15 protein-coding genes are annotated in these 21,161 nt (G+C 53.6%); 7 read left to right on the top strand and 8 right to left on the bottom strand.

Going from position 1 to position 21,161, the window contains the following annotated elements:
• Positions 1-25: 25 nt before the first annotated feature.
• Both G0Q06_RS04890 and G0Q06_RS04895 read right to left on the bottom strand, forming a co-directional pair.
• Positions 26-1,054 carry an arginine N-succinyltransferase gene (locus G0Q06_RS04890; RefSeq protein WP_163963010.1) on the bottom strand — a complete coding sequence of 343 codons (1,029 nt, stop codon included), beginning with the start codon at positions 1,052-1,054 and terminating at the stop codon, positions 26-28.
• A complete protein-coding gene (locus tag G0Q06_RS04895) occupies positions 1,051-2,235 on the bottom strand; it encodes a hydrolase (RefSeq protein WP_163963012.1) in 1,185 nt (394 codons plus the stop codon). The genes G0Q06_RS04890 and G0Q06_RS04895 overlap by 4 nt, the downstream gene beginning before the upstream one ends.
• Positions 2,236-2,564: 329 nt before the next feature.
• On the opposite strand from G0Q06_RS04895, the gene G0Q06_RS04900 reads away from it, so the two are divergent.
• From G0Q06_RS04900 to G0Q06_RS04920, 5 genes are all read left to right on the top strand, one after another.
• On the top strand, positions 2,565-3,506 hold the full coding sequence (locus tag G0Q06_RS04900; protein WP_163963014.1) for a Gfo/Idh/MocA family protein: 942 nt from the start codon (positions 2,565-2,567) through the stop codon (positions 3,504-3,506).
• Positions 3,507-3,516: 10 nt separating this feature from the next.
• A complete protein-coding gene (gene lpxB / locus G0Q06_RS04905; RefSeq protein ID WP_163963015.1) occupies positions 3,517-4,689 on the top strand; it encodes a lipid-A-disaccharide synthase in 1,173 nt (390 codons plus the stop codon).
• A 114-nt stretch (positions 4,690-4,803) separates the two neighbouring features.
• Positions 4,804-6,882: an endonuclease gene (locus G0Q06_RS04910; protein ID WP_163963017.1), complete on the top strand. Its 2,079-nt coding sequence runs from the start codon at positions 4,804-4,806 to the stop codon at positions 6,880-6,882.
• An 89-nt stretch (positions 6,883-6,971) separates the two neighbouring features.
• Positions 6,972-7,673, top strand: coding sequence for an AsmA family protein (locus tag G0Q06_RS04915; RefSeq protein WP_163963019.1), 702 nt, complete (start codon positions 6,972-6,974; stop codon positions 7,671-7,673).
• A gap of 82 nt (positions 7,674-7,755) precedes the next feature.
• Complete coding sequence (locus G0Q06_RS04920; RefSeq protein ID WP_163963021.1) at positions 7,756-11,310, top strand: beta-propeller domain-containing protein; 3,555 nt, start codon at positions 7,756-7,758, stop codon at positions 11,308-11,310.
• A gap of 46 nt (positions 11,311-11,356) precedes the next feature.
• On the opposite strand, the gene G0Q06_RS04925 is transcribed toward G0Q06_RS04920, so the two are convergent.
• Positions 11,357-14,173, bottom strand: coding sequence for an insulinase family protein (locus tag G0Q06_RS04925; protein ID WP_163963023.1), 2,817 nt, complete (start codon positions 14,171-14,173; stop codon positions 11,357-11,359).
• Between the two features lie 101 nt (positions 14,174-14,274).
• Here G0Q06_RS04925 and G0Q06_RS04930 point away from each other — a divergent pair, with 101 nt between their 5' ends.
• Together G0Q06_RS04930 and G0Q06_RS04935 are read left to right on the top strand one after the other, a co-directional pair.
• Positions 14,275-16,512 (top strand): hypothetical protein, encoded by a 2,238-nt coding sequence (locus tag G0Q06_RS04930; protein ID WP_163963025.1) that lies wholly within the window; start codon positions 14,275-14,277, stop codon positions 16,510-16,512.
• Positions 16,513-16,522: 10 nt separating this feature from the next.
• Positions 16,523-17,788 carry a glycosyltransferase gene (locus G0Q06_RS04935; RefSeq protein ID WP_163963027.1) on the top strand — a complete coding sequence of 422 codons (1,266 nt, stop codon included), beginning with the start codon at positions 16,523-16,525 and terminating at the stop codon, positions 17,786-17,788.
• Between the two features lie 18 nt (positions 17,789-17,806).
• Here G0Q06_RS04935 and G0Q06_RS04940 read toward each other — a convergent pair whose 3' ends face one another.
• From G0Q06_RS04940 to G0Q06_RS04960, 5 genes are read right to left on the bottom strand one after another with little or no spacing between them, the layout of a single operon-like run.
• Positions 17,807-18,397, bottom strand: coding sequence for a redoxin domain-containing protein (locus G0Q06_RS04940; protein ID WP_163963028.1), 591 nt, complete (start codon positions 18,395-18,397; stop codon positions 17,807-17,809).
• A 34-nt stretch (positions 18,398-18,431) separates the two neighbouring features.
• The gene (locus tag G0Q06_RS04945) at positions 18,432-18,932 is read right to left on the bottom strand and encodes a TlpA family protein disulfide reductase (RefSeq protein ID WP_163963030.1); all 501 of its coding nucleotides are present in this window, start codon (positions 18,930-18,932) and stop codon (positions 18,432-18,434) included.
• Between the two features lie 25 nt (positions 18,933-18,957).
• A complete protein-coding gene (locus tag G0Q06_RS04950; protein ID WP_163963032.1) occupies positions 18,958-20,265 on the bottom strand; it encodes an OmpP1/FadL family transporter in 1,308 nt (435 codons plus the stop codon).
• A gap of 52 nt (positions 20,266-20,317) precedes the next feature.
• The gene (locus G0Q06_RS04955; protein ID WP_163963034.1) at positions 20,318-20,809 is read right to left on the bottom strand and encodes a DsrE/DsrF/DrsH-like family protein; all 492 of its coding nucleotides are present in this window, start codon (positions 20,807-20,809) and stop codon (positions 20,318-20,320) included.
• A 15-nt stretch (positions 20,810-20,824) separates the two neighbouring features.
• Positions 20,825-21,139 carry a TusE/DsrC/DsvC family sulfur relay protein gene (locus G0Q06_RS04960; RefSeq protein ID WP_163963036.1) on the bottom strand — a complete coding sequence of 105 codons (315 nt, stop codon included), beginning with the start codon at positions 21,137-21,139 and terminating at the stop codon, positions 20,825-20,827.
• Positions 21,140-21,161: the final 22 nt, after the last annotated feature.

The following is a 21,161-nucleotide window of genomic DNA, read 5'->3' on the forward strand; positions in this document are numbered from 1 at the left end:
CATCATCGCGAGTTGAACCCGCTCTCTACGGATTTCCAACCGCGAGGGACATCGCATCTTGTGCTTGCAGTGCCTCGATTGTTTCCGGAGCTACGATGATCACATCGCTTCCAGTGGTTTCCGCATCAGCGATGATCGCCCGGAAATCTAGCGAGCCGTTTGCGAGAAGGAGCTGGATTGACTTTTCAGGGTTTGGAATTCCCGGCTTGAGGCTTACTAATTTGGCGGCCTTCCATGTTCCGAGCTCCTCCCGATCAGCCATCAAGATTGGTCCGGCGTCGAAAATATCCACCTCATTTGTCTCCTTGAACCCCTCCTGCATGAGGATGCGCCGTGCTGGCTCAGTATGCGGGTGCACACGCCCGATTACGGATCGGGCTGACTCCGGAAGCAGGCTCACATAAATGGGAAATTTCGGCATAAGGACCCCGATAAATTCCTTTTCCCCAAGCCCACTTAAAATATCTGCCGTATAGTAATCCTTCTCAAAGAACTTGACCCCGACCGCTTCCCAAAACGGGGACAAATTCTGATCGTTGATGTAGCCACGCAGCTCGGCGATGACCTCGTTGTCGAAGCGTTCGGGAAAGGACTTCATGAAGCAGAACCGGGCCAGGGAGAGCAATTTCCCGAGGCCCCCCGAGCGAAAATCCCGATGCAGGAAAAGGCTGCAGATTTCGGTCGGTCCCTTGTGGTTTTTTGTCAGGTGAAGAGTCTGGAGGCAGGTGCGGATTTCAAGCGGTGGATAATTCTGTTCCTGCTCACGGATCGTGTAGGTGTAGAACGGATCAAAACCACCGACCCGGGATAGGATACCCGAGGTACCAATTATCTTTCCCGAGGCCACATCCTCAAGGACGAAGAGGTACAACTCACCACCGGGTTTGCGTATCCGCGGATCGAAGGCCCTTATGGAATCATCAATCCGGTGAGCCAGAAAGTCAGGGTCATTGGGGAGCGAAGTGAGCCCATGTCCGATTGTTCCTACCAGGTGGAAGAGGTCGTCATGATCGCTTTCGCGCACAGGACGAAGGATGCAGGCAGGTGTGGTCATGAAGGTTTTTGTAACGGGGGAGTTGCGACAAGTGCGGGACTGTCTGCAAAGTGATGCAGGAAGGCAACTGTCTTTGCGATCTGCTCGGGTATGCTTTCGAGGAGTGCATATTCATTCTCTGAATGAATGTAGTTGCCGCGAATACCGATTCCGTCGAGATGCGGGAGGCCTGCCTGGCTCAACAGGTTTCCATCCGAGCTTCCGCCTGTTTCGCGCTTTCCGGATTCAGGAAATCCCAGCCCATGCTCGATTGTATTCCAGATCCTGTACAGGGTCGCATCACCTTTAGACTCCTCTTTGGGCGGCCGGGTAAAGCCTCCTTCAAGGGAAAAAGAAACGCCCTTCCAGCGAGCCTGGGATTCTCCGACCATATCATGCAGGGCGCGTTCAATCTGGTTGCCGGTGGATTCGTGGGATGCGCGGACGTTCAGCCATCCCTCGGCCTTGTCGGGGACAACGTTAACAGCGCCCCCGCCGTTGATGCGCCCAACGTTCACAACTGCATCCTCGAAACTTTCATTGAGGGCGTGGCACCTCAGGAGGAAATCGGAGAGGGCCACGATGGCATTTCGACCAGCCCGAAAGTCTCGGCCGGTATGAGCGGCCTTTCCTCTTGTCCGTACCTGGTAGGTGCCTGTCCCTTTTCTCGCGCAGACCAGCTCGCCGCCGGGAAGGGCACTTTCAAAGACCAGTCCAAGGTGAGCCCGACCTGCCGCTTCGAGGATGAGGTCACGGCTGGCTGGCGAGCCAATTTCCTCATCGGCGGTAATCAGGATCTCGCCTCCAAGGGTACCTGACCTGTTTTCCCTGAGAAACTGCTCCACAGCTTCCAGCATGATGAAGAGGCCGCCCTTCATGTCGGTTACACCGGGCCCGTTTGCCTTTCCGTCCTCCAGCATCCGCAATCGCTGGAAGGAATGATTCTTATCAAAAACGGTATCCATATGGCCGCTGAATAGCACCTGCACGGGCGCTTCCGATCGAAAGCGCAATCTGAGGACATCACCCGGGTGGATGACGGAACCATCCAGTTCGCGAAATTCGGGCAAGGTGATCCGTTCGATGGGTCCGGGGATTCCTGACAGGTGTTCAGCGAGGGCATCGGCCATTAGCCGCAACCCCTCTGGATTGAGGCTTCCAGAGTTGATATTTACCCAATGCTCCAGTGAGGCATACTGCATTATATTAGCTTAACTCATCCATTGTTTTCCGCAATAGGAATTCTCTTATAAAAAATCCGTTGCTTTTTGTGAAAAAGGGTGATTAGGCTCTTTTACTCAAGTTCATACTATTTACCCCAAATACCCATTAGACCAGTCCCCCGTTGCTGGCATGGATTATCGGAGTTATCCGATTGGGCCGGAAGCTGGATCTTCTATATCAGGGGGGCAACGGATCCTGTTTTCGGCCCTCCTTTATTTTTAATCCCTGAGGGGCGGTGACTTGGTATCGCTTTTGGCCTCGACAATATCTTGACCCATCGTCGCGTGCGTTCAGCCTCGGAAGCACGATGAGCAACATTGAGCAGGTCAAATGCGGAGTCATTGGAGTCGGATCCCTTGGGCAGCACCATGCGCGGATTTATGCCGCCCTGCCCGGGGTCGAACTAGTGGGAATCTGCGATGCAGATCCCTCCCGGGCGGCGGAAATTGCCAGTCAGCACGGAACGACTGCCTTTGAGTCGCCGGAGGCTCTTGCGGCGGAGTGCGAGGCCATTAGCATTGTTGTTCCGACAGACCTGCATGCGCAGGTGGCAGTTCCGGTAATGGAAGCCGGGGCGCATGTGCTCGTGGAAAAACCGATCTGTGCATCCCTTGAGGAGGCGGCAATTGTGCTTGAAGCGGCCAAACGCACGGACCGGCTGGTCCAGGTGGGACACATTGAGCATTTCAATCCTGTGATGAGCTACCTTGAGGAGCATGTCCGCGAACCGCTTTACATCACGGCTGACCGGCTTGCGCCATTCAATATTCGTGGCACGGAAGTTGGTGTGGTATTGGATCTCATGATCCACGACATCGGAGTGATCCAGCAGCTGGTCAAGTCGCCCATTGCGAAGCTCGATTCCGTGGGCGTGGACGTCCTCTCCGGCAAGGAAGATATTGCCAATGCGCGAATTCAATTTGCTAACGGGTGCGTGGCAAACATCAACACGAGCCGGGTGAGCACGAAGAAGGTTCGCGAAATCCGGGTATTCCAGAAAGACGGCTATCTTTCCCTGAATTTCATGGAACAGAACGGCCACCTTGTTCGCAAGAGTGGGGCCGGGCTGGAGAAGGAAATGATTCCGATTGAGAAGGATGAGCCCCTTAAGCTGGAGCTGCAATCCTTCGTGGATTGCGTGCGCGAAAAGCGCTCCCCGAAAGTCGGGGGTGTCGAGGCAGCATCCGCATTGGAGGTGGCTATCCGCATCACCGAGCAAATTCGTGTCCAGATGCCCGGACGCAAATAGAATTCCCCAAATGTCTACTGCGGATATAGAGCTTTCACCGCCAGCGAGTGGACCTGTAGATGTCCTTTTCGTCGCCGGTGAACATTCAGGTGACCAGCATGCGGCGCTGATTGCACGCGATATCCAGCAAGCCCATCCGGATTGGCAGATGGCGGCCATGGGCGGGCCCAGCCTGAAACTTGCCGGTGTTCAACTGCTCTTCGACCTGACCCGGCATTCGGTGGTGGGCCTGGTTGAGGTTTTACGGCATTACGGGGAATTCAAGCGAATCTTCGAAGCCTTGGTCGGGTGGATCGGGGCACATCAGCCAAAGGTTGTGGTCCTCGTTGACTACCCGGGCTTCAACCTCCGACTTGCCGACGCCCTTCGCAAACGGGGCATCAGCCGGAAGGGCGGAGGAAATGTAGCGGTTTATCAATACGTTTCCCCGCAGATCTGGGCATGGAAGGCCAAGCGTCGCTTCAAGATGGCGAAAATCCTGGATGGCTTAGGGGTGATTTTTCCTTTTGAATTGGACTGCTACACGGATACCAATTTGCCGGTGGCCTTTGTCGGGCATCCATTTGCGAGGAAGGATTACAGCAATCCGCTACGCTATGATCCCGAAGGCCCCATTCTTCTTCTGCCCGGTAGTCGGAAGCAGGCTGTCTCTCGTATCTTTCCCGTAATGTTGAAGACAATCGCAGCCTATCGGGCATCCGGTGGAACCCGACGCTGTGTCTGCCTGTATCCTGAAGACAGTATCCGCCTGATTTTGGAGGATGTCATCGGGCGGGAGCATGTTGATTCCGGGATGGTGAGCCTTCGTCCTGCGGAGCAGGGAACGACTGCTTCCGCTGTCCTGACAAGTTCCGGGACCATGTCCCTTAATTGTGCCCTTGCAGGATTACCAGGAGCGATTGTCTATGTTGCCCATCCATTCACGACTTGGTTGGGACGCCGCCTCGTGAGCATCGAATGGCTTGGGATTGCCAATCTCGTCCTTGGTCGATGTCTCTATCCGGAATTTATCCAGGAGGCAGCCAAGCCGGAGGTGCTGGCCACATTGCTGAGGGATACTCTTGCTGATCCTGAAGCCCATGGTGTCTTTTCTGCAGGTTCTAAAGAGGTTTTTGGTAAATTACACGCGACAGACGCGTCTAACATGGTGACCCAGATCGTGCAGCTGGTTGGCTTGGATTGAGGTATTAGGAACTGGAAGCAAGGTATTAGACCTACAGTTGACAGGGCGCCGATTTGTGTTTCTGTTTTTGGCGTGTTTTCGGTTTAAAACACGGCTCATTTCACCAGGCTCCCTATGAATCTATCCTCTTGTTTCGGCATTGCCGCCGCGTGTACGGCTTTATTGTTTACTGGCTCCTTTGCGAAAGGTTCGCTCGTCATTACAGGCACTATTGACGGGCCTCTTACGGGCGGCCTCCCTAAAGCGATCGAAGTATATGTTACCGCTGATATTCCTGATTTGAGTATCTATGGGCTCGGCTCAGCGAACAACGGGGGAGGGTCTGATGGTGAGGAGTTCACTTTCCCCGTCGGCTCAGCTACTGCCGGTGACTTTATTTATGTCGCTTCAGAAGTTCCCCAGTTTACAGCCTTTTTTGGATTTGCTCCGGATTTCACAAGCGGTGCAGCCAATATCAACGGGGACGATGCCATCGAACTTTTCCAAAGCGGAAGTGTTATCGATGTATTGGGCGACATTAATACGGATGGTACTGGCCAGCCTTGGGACCACCTCGATGGATGGGCCTATCGCAATGATGACACCGGTCCGGATGGATCAACCTTTTCCTTGTCCAGTTGGAGTTTCAGTGGAGCAAATGCCTTGGACGGTGAAACGACAAATGCCGCTGCTGCTACGCCTTTTCCCACAGGTTCTTACAGTACCGGGGTAATCGACAACCCACCGTCGATTTCCAGCCTCAGTCCTGCTGATGATGCCCTGGAGGTTGCAGTGGGTAGCAATCTTGTCGTGACCTTCAGCGAGCCGGTCCAAGCCGGAAGTGGAAGCGTTACGCTTCATCTTAGTTCGAATGATTCCATCGTCGAATCCTTTTCGATTGGCGCAGCCAATGTCTCTATTTCAGGCAACACCTTGACCCTGAATCCCACCGCAGAATTTGCCGCGGCGACTACGTATTACGTACAGTTACCAGTTGGCATTGTTGAAGACCTGAGCAGCAATCCCTTTGGCGGATTGACGGGGACAACAGCTTGGGACTTTACCAGCAGCACGGGAACTCTCCCACCGGATATTGCTTACTACACTCCCGTTATCGGACTGACGGGCAATACCCTCAAGGTTCAGCTGGAGCAGATCATAGACGACCACACGGTGATTCCCTACACAAGCAGCAGCACCGATATCTGGGATGCCCATCAGGACCTTTACGAGGATCCAAACAATCCAAGCAACCTGATCCTTTTCTACTCTCAGGCCAGCATCGATAAGTCGCTACAGGACAGCGGCGGTAGCCCAAGTGATTACTGGAACCGTGAGCACCTTTGGCCGCGTTCCTACGGGATTGGCACCGACGGGCCCGATAACAGTGATCTCTTCAACCTGGTTCCATCGTACCGGGGAGTTAACACAAGCAGGAGCAACAAGTACTTTGATTATTCCAATCCACTGGATGGCTCCTATGCTGACCCAGCTTATTTCCTTTCCCCTGATTGTACCGCCGACAGCGATTCATGGGAGCCTGCCGATGGACAGAAGGGCTGGGTGGCTCGTGCCATGTTCTACGTGACTACCCGCTACAACTACCTGACCCTCATTGACACTCCCCCGGACCCGGAGCCCTTTGTTGACGGTACATTCATGGCACAGTTGTCGGTCCTTCTTGAATGGAACCGGAAATTTCTTCCGGTCCTCAAGGAGCAGGAGATCAACCAGGCGGTTTTTGACAATTACCAGGGAAACCGGAACCCCTACATTGATTTTCCTGAGTTTGCTGATGCTGTCTTTGTGACAGGTCCCTCATGGGGCGGATGGCGCTTGGAGCATTTCAGCTTTGAAGAGCTGGTAAACCCGGCCATTTCCGGCGACCTTGCCGACCCGGATTTTGATGGCATCATAAACCTTGTTGAGATGGCGCGGTATTCTGATCCGCGCTCGGCAGATGATGCACCTGCCGTGGAAGGTTCCGCCAGTGGCAACCAGGTAACCGTGAGCTTTGTCCGGGCCAATGACATGTCGAACCTCAATCTGGATATGGAAGTTCAAGTTTCCACGGACTTGCAGACATGGGACCCGCTTCCTTTGGGGGGCGCGACCATCAGTACTGTGAATACTGAGCAGGAAGAGGTCACTGTTGTCCGAACCCTGGCGGTGGGTGAGGTTGAGTTCTATCGAATCCAGGTTACACGACTGTAAAATTCGACTGACTTTCACTGCCACCCATTGCGGATCGACCTTGGAAATTGTTTTTGCCAAGGGAAGGGGCTTGTGTCATGTTTTCTTACATGAAAAAGCCACTAATTGTCATTGTGATCCTGATTCCCGTTCTTTTTATCGGCCTTTATCTTTTTGGAGGGATGGTCCTTGGAAAGGTTGCCGAAGCTGGTGTGGAGGCCTTTGTGCCCCAAGTGACAAAGACCACGGTGACCATGGACAGTCTGAAAGTGTCACCATTGACCGGTTCGGGCACTATCGAGAACTTCGTCCTGGGGAACCCCGATGGCTATAGCTCTGATTACTCAATTGCCTTTGGCCGCGCACATCTGGATGTGGCCCCGTTTTCCATTCTTGGTGACCGGATTCTCATTGAGAAAGTCCATGTTTACGCTCCAAAGTTCAATTATGAGACGAAGATCATCTCTTCCAACATCAAGGAAATCCTGAAGAATATCCGGGCGGCCGCCGGGCGCGAACCGGATACCGAGCCTGAACCCCAGACGGATGAACCATCCAACCTCAAAGTGGAAATACGCGAGCTGATCATTGATGAGGGCCAGGTCTCGCTTAGCATGGCCGGATCGACGGTCCCCCTGCCAATGCCGAAAATTGTCCTGCGCGACATTGGAACGGATGAAGGTGGGATTTCTCCTGACGAAATGACTTTCGAGGTGATGTCGGTTGTCTTGCAGCAAGTTATCGAAGCGGCAGCCAAGTCCCCCGGAAGTACAATTGAGGGTATCAAGAATATTTTTGGCGGCGGAGACTAAGCAGGGAACATTTTCCCGCGGTTGCTGTATAATATTGCAGGGAATCTGATTCTCATGTTAAATAGACGACGTGGAGGGGAAGATGAAAGTGAAATGTTTATATGTCGGCGCGGCCCTTTGGATGGTCGGCCAAAGTGGGTTATTAGCCCAAACTAATGCGGTAGAGGTACGGGTATCCGACGCTATCCAGCAGGTCAGAGTGGAGGCTCTGGATTCCGACACGGGTCGCTGGCTGGCAATTGCCTCGGGCTATCGGGACCACACCGATTCAGGCTGGCTCAAGATTGCTCTTCCTGAGGAATTTGAGACTCACCAGCTCCGGGTGATGGGGACAGATGCTGTCTCGCCTTTTGCCGGTAAGATGGAGTCTGCCCGCTCCGCGGGTACGACCTTTGTGGCCTATCCGCCCTCGCAGTATCGTGGCTGGGGACCTGAGGCTGTTGTTGATGCCAATACCATGGGAACCGAAGAGCCGGTGATTGAAGAGGCCGATATCTGGGCATGGAATGGCCCGACGCTCTATTTTTATAATCAATACCGTGGGTTGCAGGTCATTGATTTGGAAAATCCCCTGGCACCGGAATGGCAGGATTATTTCCGATATCCCGCGCGGGGAGAAGACCTCTACGCAATGGAAAATGGCCGCATCATCCTAATTGGAACAGGCAATTACTGGTCCAACGACAGTGTTGCGCTCCAGTTTCTACAATTCGACGGATCGGAAGTGTCTCTTGATGAAACAGTCGAGCTTGAGGCGGGGCAATATCTGGATAGCCGCCGATACGGAGATTACCTGTATGTCATGACCCGTGAGTGGCGTCGCGAACTCAATCCAAATGGTCAGGAGAGCCAGTATCCGCTCATTCGCTTGTACACCGTTGCCCTTGGCGATTTGGTGGCCGAGAGGGTTGTCGATGTACAGACTTTCGCAAGCAATGGGTGGTTGGACGCGGTGCTGACAGCTCAGCCTGACGGGATCCTCCTGAGTCTAAACAAATGGGAAAACCGTGCCGTGGACTTTCGATACCGCTGGCGCTCTGAAGTGCACGTGCTTGTGCCGGGTGCGGACGGCGTACCCGAATTGGTCGGGGTAGCTCCCTTGGCTGGAATTGTCCATGACAAGTTCAAGATGAATTTCCGCAACGGGTTGCTGACGACTGTTTCGCAGCAGGCCGATTGGACGACGGGCGCATTCTCGCGCGTCACTAAACTGGAGAATTTCGCCCTTGGAGATTCGGGATTCACCAAGGTTGGTTCGCTTGACCTGGCACCGGGAGAGACGCTTTTCGCGACCCGCTTTTACGAGGATACGGTCTATGTGGTCACTTTTGAATTTGTCGATCCGCTGTTTGCCATCGACAACAGCATCCCTTCGCAACCAAAAGTTGTGGGTGAGCTTATTGTTCCTGGTTGGTCCAACTATATTGAGTGGGTGGACGATCAGCTTTTTGCAGTTGGTATTGAGGAACGCCGCCTGACGGTGTCCATCTTCGATGTCGCCGACCCGACGAACATGAGCCTGAAAAGCCGTGTCAACCTGAGTGAGGACTCATGGGCCTTCAGCGAGGCCCAATATGATGACCAGGCAATCTCCTTCTTCCCCGAGAAGAAACTTTTGATGCTGCCCTTCAGTTCATGGTCATGGGAGAAGCAGGAGCAAATCCAAGCGATGCAACTGATCAGCTGGGATGATACCGGCCTGCAACTGCGCGGAGCCATACAGCATATTGATGTGCCCCGTCGGGGAACCTTGCTGGACTCAACTGTAGTGACTGTGTCCGGGCGTGAAGTTGTCACCACTGACATCAATGACCCTGACCTGCCTGTTGAAGGTGGAAAGGCAACCCTGGCTTGGAATGTCAGTCGCTTGATCCCGCACGAGGAGTATTTGCTACAGCTTGAGACGCCCAGTGCCAACTACTGGGGGTATTGGCGTTCTCCTTATGATCCCAATGCCTTGATGGAACCAATTCTTTTTGTCACCTCCAAGGACAGCCCGAATATTCCAGCCGCCGAGGTTCCTCTCGCTGCAGGCCGGTTGCTCGGGGCGGTTGTCCAATCTGACAGGCTGTTGCTCCTTCAGGATGTGACAGTGTATCCAGAAGACGACTACTGGAACATCCCGGAAAAACAGGACATCGTGGCGCGCCTTTACAGCCTGGCTGATCCGCTTAATCCGGTCCTCATGAACGAAGACCTGCTTTCCGGCAGCCCATATCTCGGAGGAGCATTCGTTCCACATCAGGCTGGCGACAGTGTGATCTGGTCCAGCTCAGTGCCTCGCTATGACTACTTCATCGATTTTCGCTATGACGCCATCTGGCCGGGTCCATATCTTTATGGCGGACAGCTCTCATATCTCGTTACAGAGTACAGCCCGCTCATTGATATGGTAAAGATTGGGGCATCCCATGTTTACGCGACATCTGCACAGTGGAGCAACGCCTCCTCCTGGTTTTGGGAAGAGCCGCTCTTGATTGCTTCCATGAGTGAATACGTCGAGTATCAGGGACCGGATGGATATCCGGAATATCAGGCAAAGAATCACCTGATCGCGGTTGATTTCACAATTCCCAGCGAACCGCTGCAACTCGCCAGGGCCAAGATTCCTGCCGACTTGCGCGCTGTCGAAGCTGTCGGAAGCGGGCGGGAATACTTCCTCTATTTCGAGCCTGATTACAGAATGGTGGAAACGTGGGCATGGGACGGGGCAATCGCCTTCCCGCTTTTCAAGCAGATACTTGGCACCAATGACCCAAGTAAGGAATCCTCCTATACGCTTGCATGGATGCCGCCGTTCCATCTCCGAAGCCGTTATTTGTATCTGGATGGAGAGTACAAAAATTCGCTTGAGGTCTGGATTCACAATTTCTCCGCAAACCGGTTTTTCCGGCTGAATGAGTTCGATTATGTCGGCCAATGGCTTGGGAACAACGCAGTTCTGGAACCGTTCTATCTCCAGTCAACTAACGAAACCCTGGATCTATTCAAGGGCGATGCCCAGACGAAGAAATTCGAAAAGGTGGCCTCCATGCTCCTCGACATTCCGTATTACTACGGACTGGAACTCGGGCAGACCATCCTTGATGCGAACCGGGCTTATGTTCCATTCGGCCTTTACGGTGTAGAGACTTTTGTATTCGACGATCCGCTTCCCCTCGATATGGCCCCTCGCTACCAACAGCTTGAGGCCGTCGCCGGTTGGCGTGAATTATCCGGTTCAAGCTGGCAAATTGTCACCATGAACAATGTTGATAATGCAGGTGTCCTGAACGAGTACAATTGGCTCTATCGGCCCGATTCAATGCGGGAATTGGATGCCATGGCGACCGATTTAGGGGATTTCAACCGTGAATCCGCTTGGTTCGGTCGATATGCGCACGCTGCCAATGCACCCGAATGGATCAGTCATGTTGAGCATGGCGCGCTGTATTCCTATGTCCCGGATGATGTGGAAGCGGAGGGTCTGTTCCTCCTGTACCACGATTTTGGGATTGTCTGGACGCATCCCTCGGTGTGGCCCTTCTTCTACAGCTACCAGCGTGATGAGTGGATTCATTACGTGGAGGCAAGCGCAACAGAAGGCCACCGATGGTTCTATGGACTCAGCAGTGGTTGGATGAACCGGAACAAGTAGGGGCTCGTCAGGGCCGCGGCTTAAAGACGCGATCCAATGACAGTGACTACAGCTTCGTGACTTCCCGGTAGGACTGTCCGGCTTTCCAGTCGTCGAGGTTGGTGACCGCTTCGACTTCATCAGCCAGCTCAGCTTCCTGACGGGCGAACAGGAGGATCAATTGTGACTGCGCCTGTTCCGGATCAATTGTGGATTCAAGAAAGGCGACCACATCTTCCATAGTCAGATCGTCGAGGGCAGCGAGGGCGTCAGCGCGCCGGGACCAGTTTGCTCCATGCTCGTAGGCAATCTGGTAGAACCGGGTCGCCTTCTCGAGAATGGTCTTGTCCTTCTTTTCGAGCTCCGAGCGAACAGCCTCCTTGGCCTTCTTGAAGGCGTCCTCTGGCATGCTCCTGAGCATCTCGGGAAAAGTTGAGACAAGTTCATCGGAGCGCCGGACCAGTTCAACTGGGTCGTAATCTCCGGACTGGATGACAAATCCCAATCGGGTAGTATCCTTCAGGTTGAAATTGAAGGACCAGACAACATATCCCAATTGCTGCCGGGTTCGCATTTCGGAATAGTAGGGGGCCTGCGTCAGGTTGCTCAGGACCGCTGCTGCAACGCGATTCTCCGGGGTGGCCGGTCCGACCAGGTAGTCCTTCCGGAACACCGAATTATTCGTTGGCAAAACCTCCTTGTAGACAAGCTGGTTGCCAGAATCGAAAGCGAGGACCTGATTTTCGTATGGATTATCAATCGCCTTGATTTCAAGTGATGCCTTGAGCGTACGAGCCATTTCCACCGCTTGTGCGGCGGAGACACTTCCGTAAACAAGTGCTTCAATATTGCCCGATTCAAAGAGTTGAGCGCCGTGGGCATAGACATCCGCCAACTCGATGGATTCAGCGGCTGCTGCTTTTTGTGCCGGCAGGTAATAATCCTTGAAGGTCGCCTGGGAAGTAAAATAGCGCACGTATGAGTAGGCGTTGTCGAATCGGGCATTCTGCCACCCGCGAACCATGCGTTCCTTGATCGCGTCAAAGCGCGCCTTCTCAATTTCAAAATTTTGCAAGGCATCAACAAGGAATGGCAGTAATTTTCGAGCTGATTCCGTGTATCCAAAAAGGGATACAGAGACACCTTCCGATGAAGCGCTGATGACGTACCCCAACTCGGCCATGAGGGCATCATATCCAATTTCGTTCACCTTTTCCCGGACAACTGCCTGGTAGAATTCCATGAGGACAGCATCTTCAACCGAATAATCCGTATCGGGAAGCCGCACCTTGAAGTGCATGGCAGTTTTCGGGCGTTGGAACTCCTGGTCCTGCCCATAATACAGGCTTAGTCCCGGTTCATTGATGAGCAGCACTGGGCGCTCAGGGAGCAAATCGACATTTTCCGGAACAAAAGGATTTGGATTGGGCAGGGTTTGCCCTTCGACAATTTCCGGGTTGGCAAGTCGGTCGTAGATCTCACCAGTCAATTCAACATAACTGTATTCGATCCCAAAAATTTCCTCTTCCTGATCGGTTTCCATATCCTTGGCGGAAATGCTCACCAGCATGTTCTCCGGGCGAAGGTAATTGAGGAATTCGAAATAGAAATCCGGATCCTGACGGAGGTAAAGGGTGGGTGCGTTTTCCGCGAACTCAAGCGGCAGCTGCAAGCCGCGGTTGGCGAGCTGGGTCGCCCGGTCTGCCCCTTCTCCCTTGTCCGTGTAAAGCCGGCGCAGGCCAGCCATCATGGCCTGTTCCTCGTAGAGAAATTCAGGGTAGGGTGACTGGCGCATCATCTCCAGGTAACTGGCGACAAGCTCAAGAACCCGTTCCGAATTGGCTTGTCCGGCCGGGGTCAACCCAATGGAAAAGACCGTCGTGCTATAATCACCTGTTTCATCCCACACGGAGGACCCGAGGGAAGTGGCCAGATTCTCCGCCTTCAAACTGGAAAGGAGGCTTCCTTTTCCCTCGTAGCCAATGATAAAGCCAATCATGGATTCGGATTTTGCATCCCAGTCACTTCGGACACTTGGCGTGTTGAAATAGATGTTAAGAAGTCGCTGATCCTCGATGGCCTTCATTCGAATGATGCGCACAGCTTCTTCGTCTTCCAAATAGTCTGGCGGGTAGCGCAGGGCGTCGCGTCCGCTACTCTTGACCGGGCTGAACTTGTCCCGGACCCATGACTCCATCTGGTCGATGGAATGCGTTGAAACCAGACTCAGGGCCATCTGGTTGGCTGAATAGTATGTTTCGTAGAACTCAATCAGTTGTTCGCGGCTGGCATTGATCAGGGAATCCTTGTTTCCAATGTTAAAGCTGTGCTCTGGATGCCCCTCCTTTGTATGGATGGCAAACATGCGGTAACCGCGCCAGCTGTCGCTTTCCAGGTTCTTTTCAAACTCTGAATCAACTGCATTGAGTTCGCGCTCGGTGAACTCCTCAGTGAATAGTGGAGCAATAAAGAACTGGGCAAAGCGGTCGAGGGCGCCTTCGAAGGCATCAGGGAAGACCTGAAAATGGTAGTTGGTATGATCGCCGGCGGTGTAGGCGTTGCTGTAGCCACCGTTTTGGGTCAGGTATTCCGTATATTCACCAGCGTCAGGATATTTTTCAGTTCCCAGAAAGAGCATGTGCTCCAGAAAGTGTGCCAGGCCCTGGGCGTTTTCCGGATCCATGTAGGAGCCGACATCAACCGCAATCGAGGCCGATGAAATATTCAGGTCCGGATCGGAAACCAGGATGACCTTGAGACCATTATCGAGAATGAGGGTTTCTGATTCGGAGTTATCGAGCGGGTGCTTTTCAAGGGTTCCGATGGCCTGTAGGGCCGAAAATGTAATAATTAGAAGTAAAACAGGGGACAGTAATTGTTTCATACGCATAGATCAGAATTGGGTTAGTGATTACTAGTAAAGTCAATTGTTTACCCTTTGCAATCAGGGCTGACAAATCCGTTTGAATGCATTAACCTGTTCTCATGCGGGTGTTCAATTTGTTTCCGTGGCGCACCCTTATCCGACGGATTGCCCACCGGAAGGGCTTTCTAGATCCATTTGAGTTGCTCGCCAGGCTGAGGCGTTTTTCGCAACCCTCGGAAGTGCAGGAACCCATCGAACTCATACGAGCAGGTATGGTTTTTCATGCCCGTGGATTGGTGAACACCAAAGTCATTCAGCACAATCTTGACTGGATCTGGCCCTACTGGGTGGTCCGGCAGTTTTCCCCTGAAGATCCATCCTTCATTCCACGGGCATTTTCCTTCAGTCATGTCAATCTGACCCACCGGAACTGGACCGCCCTCGGTGTGCCTGGCTGTCTTGAGCTTCCCATTGTGGATCCAAGAGGATTGGTCACTCCCCATCATGACGACTGGTCGGTTGATCACTGGTTCATACCGGATCAGGGTCCCGGGCTTTACCCCTCGACGCTTGAGGATGCCGAACAGCGGTTGTTGATGGAGGAGCGCCATACAGTTGAGACAATCTGTTCCAGTAAGGCTGCAAGACTGGTATTGCGATCGGAAGTAAACCGGGAGGAAGGCACACCTGTTCTCAGAACTTCCATCCAAGTGACCGCACGACAATCGGGCCGTTTGATTTTGAGCATCCGACCCTGTAATCCGGAGGGGGTCCAATTCATTGAAAGCGTCGGCTTTAGCAATGACGGATATCGCCTTGATGTCGGTAAATCGCAGCATGTGCAATTTGCGCGAAGTCCGGACGAATTATATACTTCCAATTATGAGGAGGGAGATGTCCTGCGACAGATTCAATCCGGTTTGGAGACTCATAAATGCGACTGCGAGGCCGGTCTTGCCACTGCCGCCGCCGCCTACCGCATCAATGAAGGGGAAACGCAGGAATTCAGCTACTCCATTCCAATTATTGAGGAATCCTCCGGTAGCCTCCTCCATAAAAGCCCGGAGCGCACGAAGGCCTCTGACTGGACACCGCACATGGCTGGTTGGGCAAAGCTTCAGGTGCCGTCCGGGCGTTTTGTGGAGATATTTGAAAGCAGCAAACGCACCCTGGCCCTGCTTAGCCAAACAGACATCCTGCCCGGGCCTTACACCTATCGTCGTTTCTGGTTCCGGGATGCCTGCCTGATTGGGAATGCCCTTCTTGGGCTCGGACAGGACGAAACTGTCCGCAAATCATTAAGCTTTTTCCATAACCGGCAACATCTGGACGGTTACTTTCATTCGCAAGAAGGTGAGTGGGATTCCAACGGCCAAGTCCTCTGGCTGGCCAGACAATATGAACTACTTTCCGGCAATACCGGGAAATCCCTCGACACGGGATCTATCTTGAAGGCAGCTCGCTGGATTGATCGAAAGCGTCGCAAGACCGAACATGATGCGCAGCCTTTCCGTGGATTACTGCCGGCTGGATTCAGCGCCGAACACCTCGGTCCGAATGACTTTTACTACTGGGACGACTTCTGGGGCGCGGCTGGCTTGCGTTCCGCCGCCGCCGTCCTTGATGCGAGGGGCGAAAGCGAGCGAGCGGGTGAAATCTCCTCAATGGCGTCTGCCTTTGAAAAAGCCATCCTCGCAAGTATCGAAACGCACGAGCCTGCGCGTGTTGGAAAGGCCATTCCCGCGGCGCCCACTCGCCGCATGGACAGTGGGGCCATCGGCTCGTTGGTTGCGGATTATCCCCTGGCTTTGTCGTGGGTCCCGAGAGAGAGAATTCTTGCCACAGCTGAATGGTTGAAAAATCACTCCTTCCACAAGGGCACCTTTTTCCAGAATATGATCCACTCCGGCATGAACGCCTATCTGACTCTGGATATCGCCCAGACTTTCCTGCGCGCCGGTGACCCGCGCTACTGGCAACTGGTGTGCGCGACTGCCGAGGCAGCTTCTCCCACTGGCAAGTGGCCCGAAGCGGTTCATCCAAACACGATGGGTGGCTGTATGGGCGACGGCGAGCATGCCTGGGCAGCCGCCGAGTGGTGCCAGATGATGCGGGCCCTATTCATTGATGACTCCGGCCATTCCCTCAAAATTGGCCAAGGGCTCCCTGCTGCATGGCTTGGGCAGGAGAAGCCGCTTTCCTTCGGTCCGACCTTGACGCGCTGGGGTCCGCTGAGCGTCGACCTCAGAAAAAGTGAGGGCACATGGAAGATTCATGTCCTTGCGGAGTGGAGAGGAATCCCGCCAGAAATTGAAATTTGCCTGCCTGAGGACATCCCGGCCCAACTGGCACCATGAAGCATATTCCATGAAATTGGCACTATTCACTAATACCTATTCACCCCATGTCGGGGGCGTGGCAAAGTCTGTTGCGGCTCTTGTGAAGGGCATGCGCGCACGCAACCATGAAGTCCTTGTCGTGGCACCGGAATTTGAAAACCAACCGAAGGACGAGCTTTCAGTTGTCAGGATTCCCTCGATCCACAATTTCAACGGAACTGATTTCTCGTTCAAGCTGCCCAGCGGAAATAGGATAGGGGAAGCGATCAAGGCCTTTCATCCGGATATAATCCATAGTCATCATCCATTCCTCCTGGGCGATGCGGCCATGCGAATGGCGCATCAGTGGCAGGTTCCCATTGTCTTCACCCACCATACCCGCTACGAGGATTATGTCCACTATGTCATTGATGATTTCGAGTACCTGGAGCGTCTGGCAATCGAATTGGCAACCGAGTATGCGAATCTCTGTGACCGGGTGATCGCCCCCAGTAACAGTATCAAGGATCTCATTACAAAACGCGGCGTCAAGGTCCCGGTCTCGTCGATTCCAACTGGTATCGATCACGAACAATTCAAATCAGGCGACGGGCTCAAGATTCGCAAGCAACTGGGAATTGCCGAGGACCGGTTTGTCATAGGGCATGTCGGTCGGCTCGCTAATGAAAAAAACCTGCCGTATCTGGTTGAAGCGGTGTGCGCTTATTTGAAAGGGGCGCAGGATGCTGAGTTTCTCCTCGTCGGAAAAGGGGATAGCCTTGATCGTATCAAAGCCACGATGCATGAAGAGAGACTCGATAAGCGAGTCCATTATCTCGGCAAGTTAGACCGGCAGGACCTTGTCGACAGCTATCATGCGATGGACTTGTTTGCCTTTTCCTCCAAGTCCGAGACGCAGGGAATGGTCCTTGCTGAGGCCATGGCTGCAGGAACCCCGGTAATCGCCCTCGATGCTTCAGGATCTCGCGATATTATCAATGACTGGAAAAACGGCCGCCTGATGCCGGAGGCCAGCAATCCGGAATCCTTTGCCAGAGGAATCGGCGAGTTGCGCAAACTGGCCTCCGAAAACAGCCAGGAGTTGCATGAAAACATGAGGACAACCGCCGAAAAATTTTCAGAGTCCGCCTGCCTTTACCGGGTGGAAGCACTTTATCACGAGTTACGTGAGGAGGAGCAGATCTCTCCGGACATAAAATCCTTCGACCGCTTTGCCAACCGGATTGAAGCGGAATGGGAAATTGCCATCAGCCGGGCACGGGCAATCGGTGTGGCATTGCGAGGCGCTGATTGAAAGAGGGCGGAATTCACCCTACAGTTTCTTGAGCGCTTCGATCAAATCTTCGAGCGGTGGACGCTCGTTAATGTTGTGGATGTCGATGTAGCGAATCACACCTTCCTGATCGATGACAAAAAGGGCACGTTCGGAAGTTCCGTCACTGCGCAGAATGCCAAATTCGGAGCAGACTTGGCCATGCGGGTAAAAGTCTGACAGGACTTTAAACCAGACCCCGCCCATTTCCTGGGTCCATGCATATAGCGTTGGAAGGTTGTCGGTAGTGATGCCCATCAAACAGACACCCAGCTCCTCGAAAAGCGGTTGGGCCACATTGTAGCCCGGCCATTGTTCTGAACAGACTGGAGTCCACGCAGCAGGCACGAAGGTGATAACAACCGGATGCTTCGCCAACTCGTCATACAACCGGACTTCACTGCCACTTAAAGAGGGCAGAATGAAATCTGGAGCCTTATCGCCGACTCTCAATTGGCTCGCGCTGTCGAGCGGCTCAAGATGGCCGGGCTGGTAGACGGAGGTATTGGCGGGCTGGTCGGTGCTACACATGACCTGCGGATTGCAGGAAACAAGGGCAAATCCGAGAATAGTGAATGGGGTTGCGAGCATGGTGGAATTTTGAATTGAGTGGATGTGAATGGAATCAGCGGACGGATTCAAGCACCATATTGAGGTCATCGCTGCGAAAGCGGCCCTCGTGCCGGTATACTTCGCGCCAGCCGTTACCGGATGGCTTCAGGACCAGCACCGTCGGGGTCCCTCTTAACGAAAATGGATATTTCAAGGCCGTGTCCGGATCAGGAATGCAACGGTAACCCAAGGGATATCGCTTGAGGAAGACCTCCACCTCGAAGGCGGTGTCTCCGGTTCCAATGCCCAGCACGCGGACCGTCTCGTCCATTGGCTGCTCTGAGAGCATTGTGTTCAGCTTGGCAAAATTGTCGGCTGACTGCTGGCAGGCGACACAATACAGATCAAAAAATGTCAACACCCACACGTCCGCATCAGGAGTCAGGATCTCATGTGACAAGATCTCCTCCTTTGCCGGTGCCGCGACCTGTGTGCTTTCTTCAATGGAAGTCTGGCATCCAAATAGAAGGAGCAGGCTGGCCGGGATGGCCAGCCAGCCTGTCTTCACTATCATGCGGTATAATCGCATTGGGGGGGAATTAGAATTTCCAGCTGAGACCAAACTCAATACTGGTCTCGCTCAGTGTGGACTTGAGGGTTGTCGGTGCTCCGGTCGGCCCGGTGCCCGACTCGCTGATGTCCTCTTCGAGCGCTTTCATAAACGCAAGGCTCAGGGCAAAGCGTTCGGAATAGTGGTATGTCAAACCGGCTGTCACATGGGATTCAACAACAGCGGGGAAGCCGATAACGCGGAATGTTTCGTAGAAGTAAGTCGGCATGACAAGGTCCTGCACGACGGTCATGTCATTCGGCATGCCTGTGTTGAAATCGAAGCTGCCATCCCAGCCATTGTTCTCCTTGACCGGGTTTTTGCCATAATTGTATCCCACGCGGAGGACCAGCTTGTCCTTGATTGCTTCATACTGGATACCCAGTGCGATGACAGTCTGGTTTCTCCAGTCAAAGTCGGAGTAACCCGTTGCGTCGCCCCAGTTGATCCACTTTACATCAGCGGCTAGAACCAGTGCGCCTTCGTTGGCTTCATAGGCTACGCCCACACCAATCTGCTGCGGGTTTTCCAGTTTGAGATCCTGCAAGGGGCCACCGAGGGAAATCACGTTCTCGTGATTGACTTCCTGTGGACTCGTGTAGACCAGGCCCAAGGCGATATTTTCGCTGGGACGATAGGCAAGGCCCAGCTGAACGCCGTAACCGTAGCCGCTCGAAGATCCCTGGCCAAGGTCAAGAACCGCGTAATCAAGATGAAAAGCCACCCCGACGGAGAGGTCTGGGGCCAACTGCCAGGCGACACTTGGCGCGAATTTCATGATTTGCAGGCTGGTATAGCTGCCGGCAATGATCGGTGCTGTATCAAACCCGGGGGGGACCTGTCCAAGGCTGCCGAGGGTGCCACCGATGACTGTATTGCGGTAATCAACACCGAGGCCGCTGACCCCGTATGCTGCCAGTCCGAACCGGCCACGATTGTCCTCGCCGAATGGGACTGCCACCCCGATTGCCGGAATTGGGTATACGCTGTCGTCACTACTGACATTCAACGACTCACTCGGCATGAGTGGATTGGTCACCGATGCCTTCACGTCGGGCATGAAAAGCGTGCCGGCAAAGTCTACTTGTGTCGACGGGCAGAACTTTGTGAAGCACAGTGAGGCCGGATTACCAAAAACGGCGGTGATCGCATCTTGTGGGTAGGCGATGGAGGCGCCTCCCATTGCGCGTGCTTTTGGACCTATGGCAATCAAGTTGTCGCCATTGGTGGCTTGCAAGACTGATGAACCCAATAAAGCGGATCCGATCAGGAGTGTTGTTAGTGTGTGTCGTTTCATTTTGGGATATGTAATTGGTTTTCGCTACTATTTCTGTTCTATACTCTATTGATCAGGTAAAGATAATCTGTGAACCGGCGGACAGTTCGTAGAACTCACCGACCGTCAGGACCCTGTCCATTTGCGGGCAGAAGTCTTCCGGTTTGAGATGGAACATGTCGACTGTTGCCTTGCAGGCAAAAATCTCGCCGCCGGCATCACTGATCATCTCGATGAACTCACCGACCGGGGGTATGTCGAGCTTGTCCATTTCCTTCTTCATCATATGCGTGGCAAAGGCCGACATTCCGGGAATTGCCCCGAGGATGGTCGGCATTGGGAAGCCCATGGCATCCGGTACGCAAAGGGCGGGGTTGCCCACCGTGGCCACCTTCAACTTTTCCATCTTCTTCTTCACGATGGCGTGCAGACCGAAGAAGGTGAAAAAGAGGCTGGCCTCGATTCCTTCCATGCGGGCCCCGTTGGCCATGATCAGTCCGGGATAGACCCCTTCGAGGGATCCCTTGGAGACGACGATTGAGACTTTTTTAATGGGTTCGCTCATTGTGGTATCCTCCTGTTAAACGCAACTGGCTGGTTTCGGGAATCCGGCGATACGCGCAGCTTTCTTGATCGGCCCGCCGGGGAAAAGACGGTACAGGTCCTTTGTCGGGATGCCGCCCACCTTGTTCAGTCGGCGCATGCCTGGAACAGCCTGCTTTTCCGCAAAATCTGACTCAATGAACTTGAGGACTTTCCAATGCTCATCGCTCAGCTCAATACCTTCTTCGGTTGCGAGGGCCGCAGCCACAGCCTCATTCCATTGCGTACGGTCGGTCAGGTAACCTTCCTCGTTCACTTCAACGCTGCTTCCAGCGAGTTCTTTCGTAGCCATGATATTTCGTTTTTTTAGGGTT

It is taken from the genome of Oceanipulchritudo coccoides (assembly GCF_010500615.1).
Classification (GTDB): domain Bacteria; phylum Verrucomicrobiota; class Verrucomicrobiia; order Opitutales; family Oceanipulchritudinaceae; genus Oceanipulchritudo; species Oceanipulchritudo coccoides.

Bases quoted from the DNA above. Each gene is read 5' to 3' on its own strand.
- G0Q06_RS04890 (WP_163963010.1), bottom strand. From the start codon at position 1,054: ATGACCACACCTGCCTGCATCCTTCGTCCTGTGCGCGAAAGCGATCAT.
- G0Q06_RS04895 (WP_163963012.1), bottom strand. From the start codon at position 2,235: ATGCAGTATGCCTCACTGGAGCATTGGGTAAATATCAACTCTGGAAGC.
- G0Q06_RS04900 (WP_163963014.1), top strand. From the start codon at position 2,565: ATGAGCAACATTGAGCAGGTCAAATGCGGAGTCATTGGAGTCGGATCC.
- lpxB (WP_163963015.1), top strand. From the start codon at position 3,517: ATGTCTACTGCGGATATAGAGCTTTCACCGCCAGCGAGTGGACCTGTA.
- G0Q06_RS04910 (WP_163963017.1), top strand. From the start codon at position 4,804: ATGAATCTATCCTCTTGTTTCGGCATTGCCGCCGCGTGTACGGCTTTA.
- G0Q06_RS04915 (WP_163963019.1), top strand. From the start codon at position 6,972: ATGAAAAAGCCACTAATTGTCATTGTGATCCTGATTCCCGTTCTTTTT.
- G0Q06_RS04920 (WP_163963021.1), top strand. From the start codon at position 7,756: ATGAAAGTGAAATGTTTATATGTCGGCGCGGCCCTTTGGATGGTCGGC.
- G0Q06_RS04925 (WP_163963023.1), bottom strand. From the start codon at position 14,173: ATGAAACAATTACTGTCCCCTGTTTTACTTCTAATTATTACATTTTCG.
- G0Q06_RS04930 (WP_163963025.1), top strand. From the start codon at position 14,275: ATGCGGGTGTTCAATTTGTTTCCGTGGCGCACCCTTATCCGACGGATT.
- G0Q06_RS04935 (WP_163963027.1), top strand. From the start codon at position 16,523: ATGAAATTGGCACTATTCACTAATACCTATTCACCCCATGTCGGGGGC.
- G0Q06_RS04940 (WP_163963028.1), bottom strand. From the start codon at position 18,397: ATGCTCGCAACCCCATTCACTATTCTCGGATTTGCCCTTGTTTCCTGC.
- G0Q06_RS04945 (WP_163963030.1), bottom strand. From the start codon at position 18,932: ATGATAGTGAAGACAGGCTGGCTGGCCATCCCGGCCAGCCTGCTCCTT.
- G0Q06_RS04950 (WP_163963032.1), bottom strand. From the start codon at position 20,265: ATGAAACGACACACACTAACAACACTCCTGATCGGATCCGCTTTATTG.
- G0Q06_RS04955 (WP_163963034.1), bottom strand. From the start codon at position 20,809: ATGAGCGAACCCATTAAAAAAGTCTCAATCGTCGTCTCCAAGGGATCC.
- G0Q06_RS04960 (WP_163963036.1), bottom strand. From the start codon at position 21,139: ATGGCTACGAAAGAACTCGCTGGAAGCAGCGTTGAAGTGAACGAGGAA.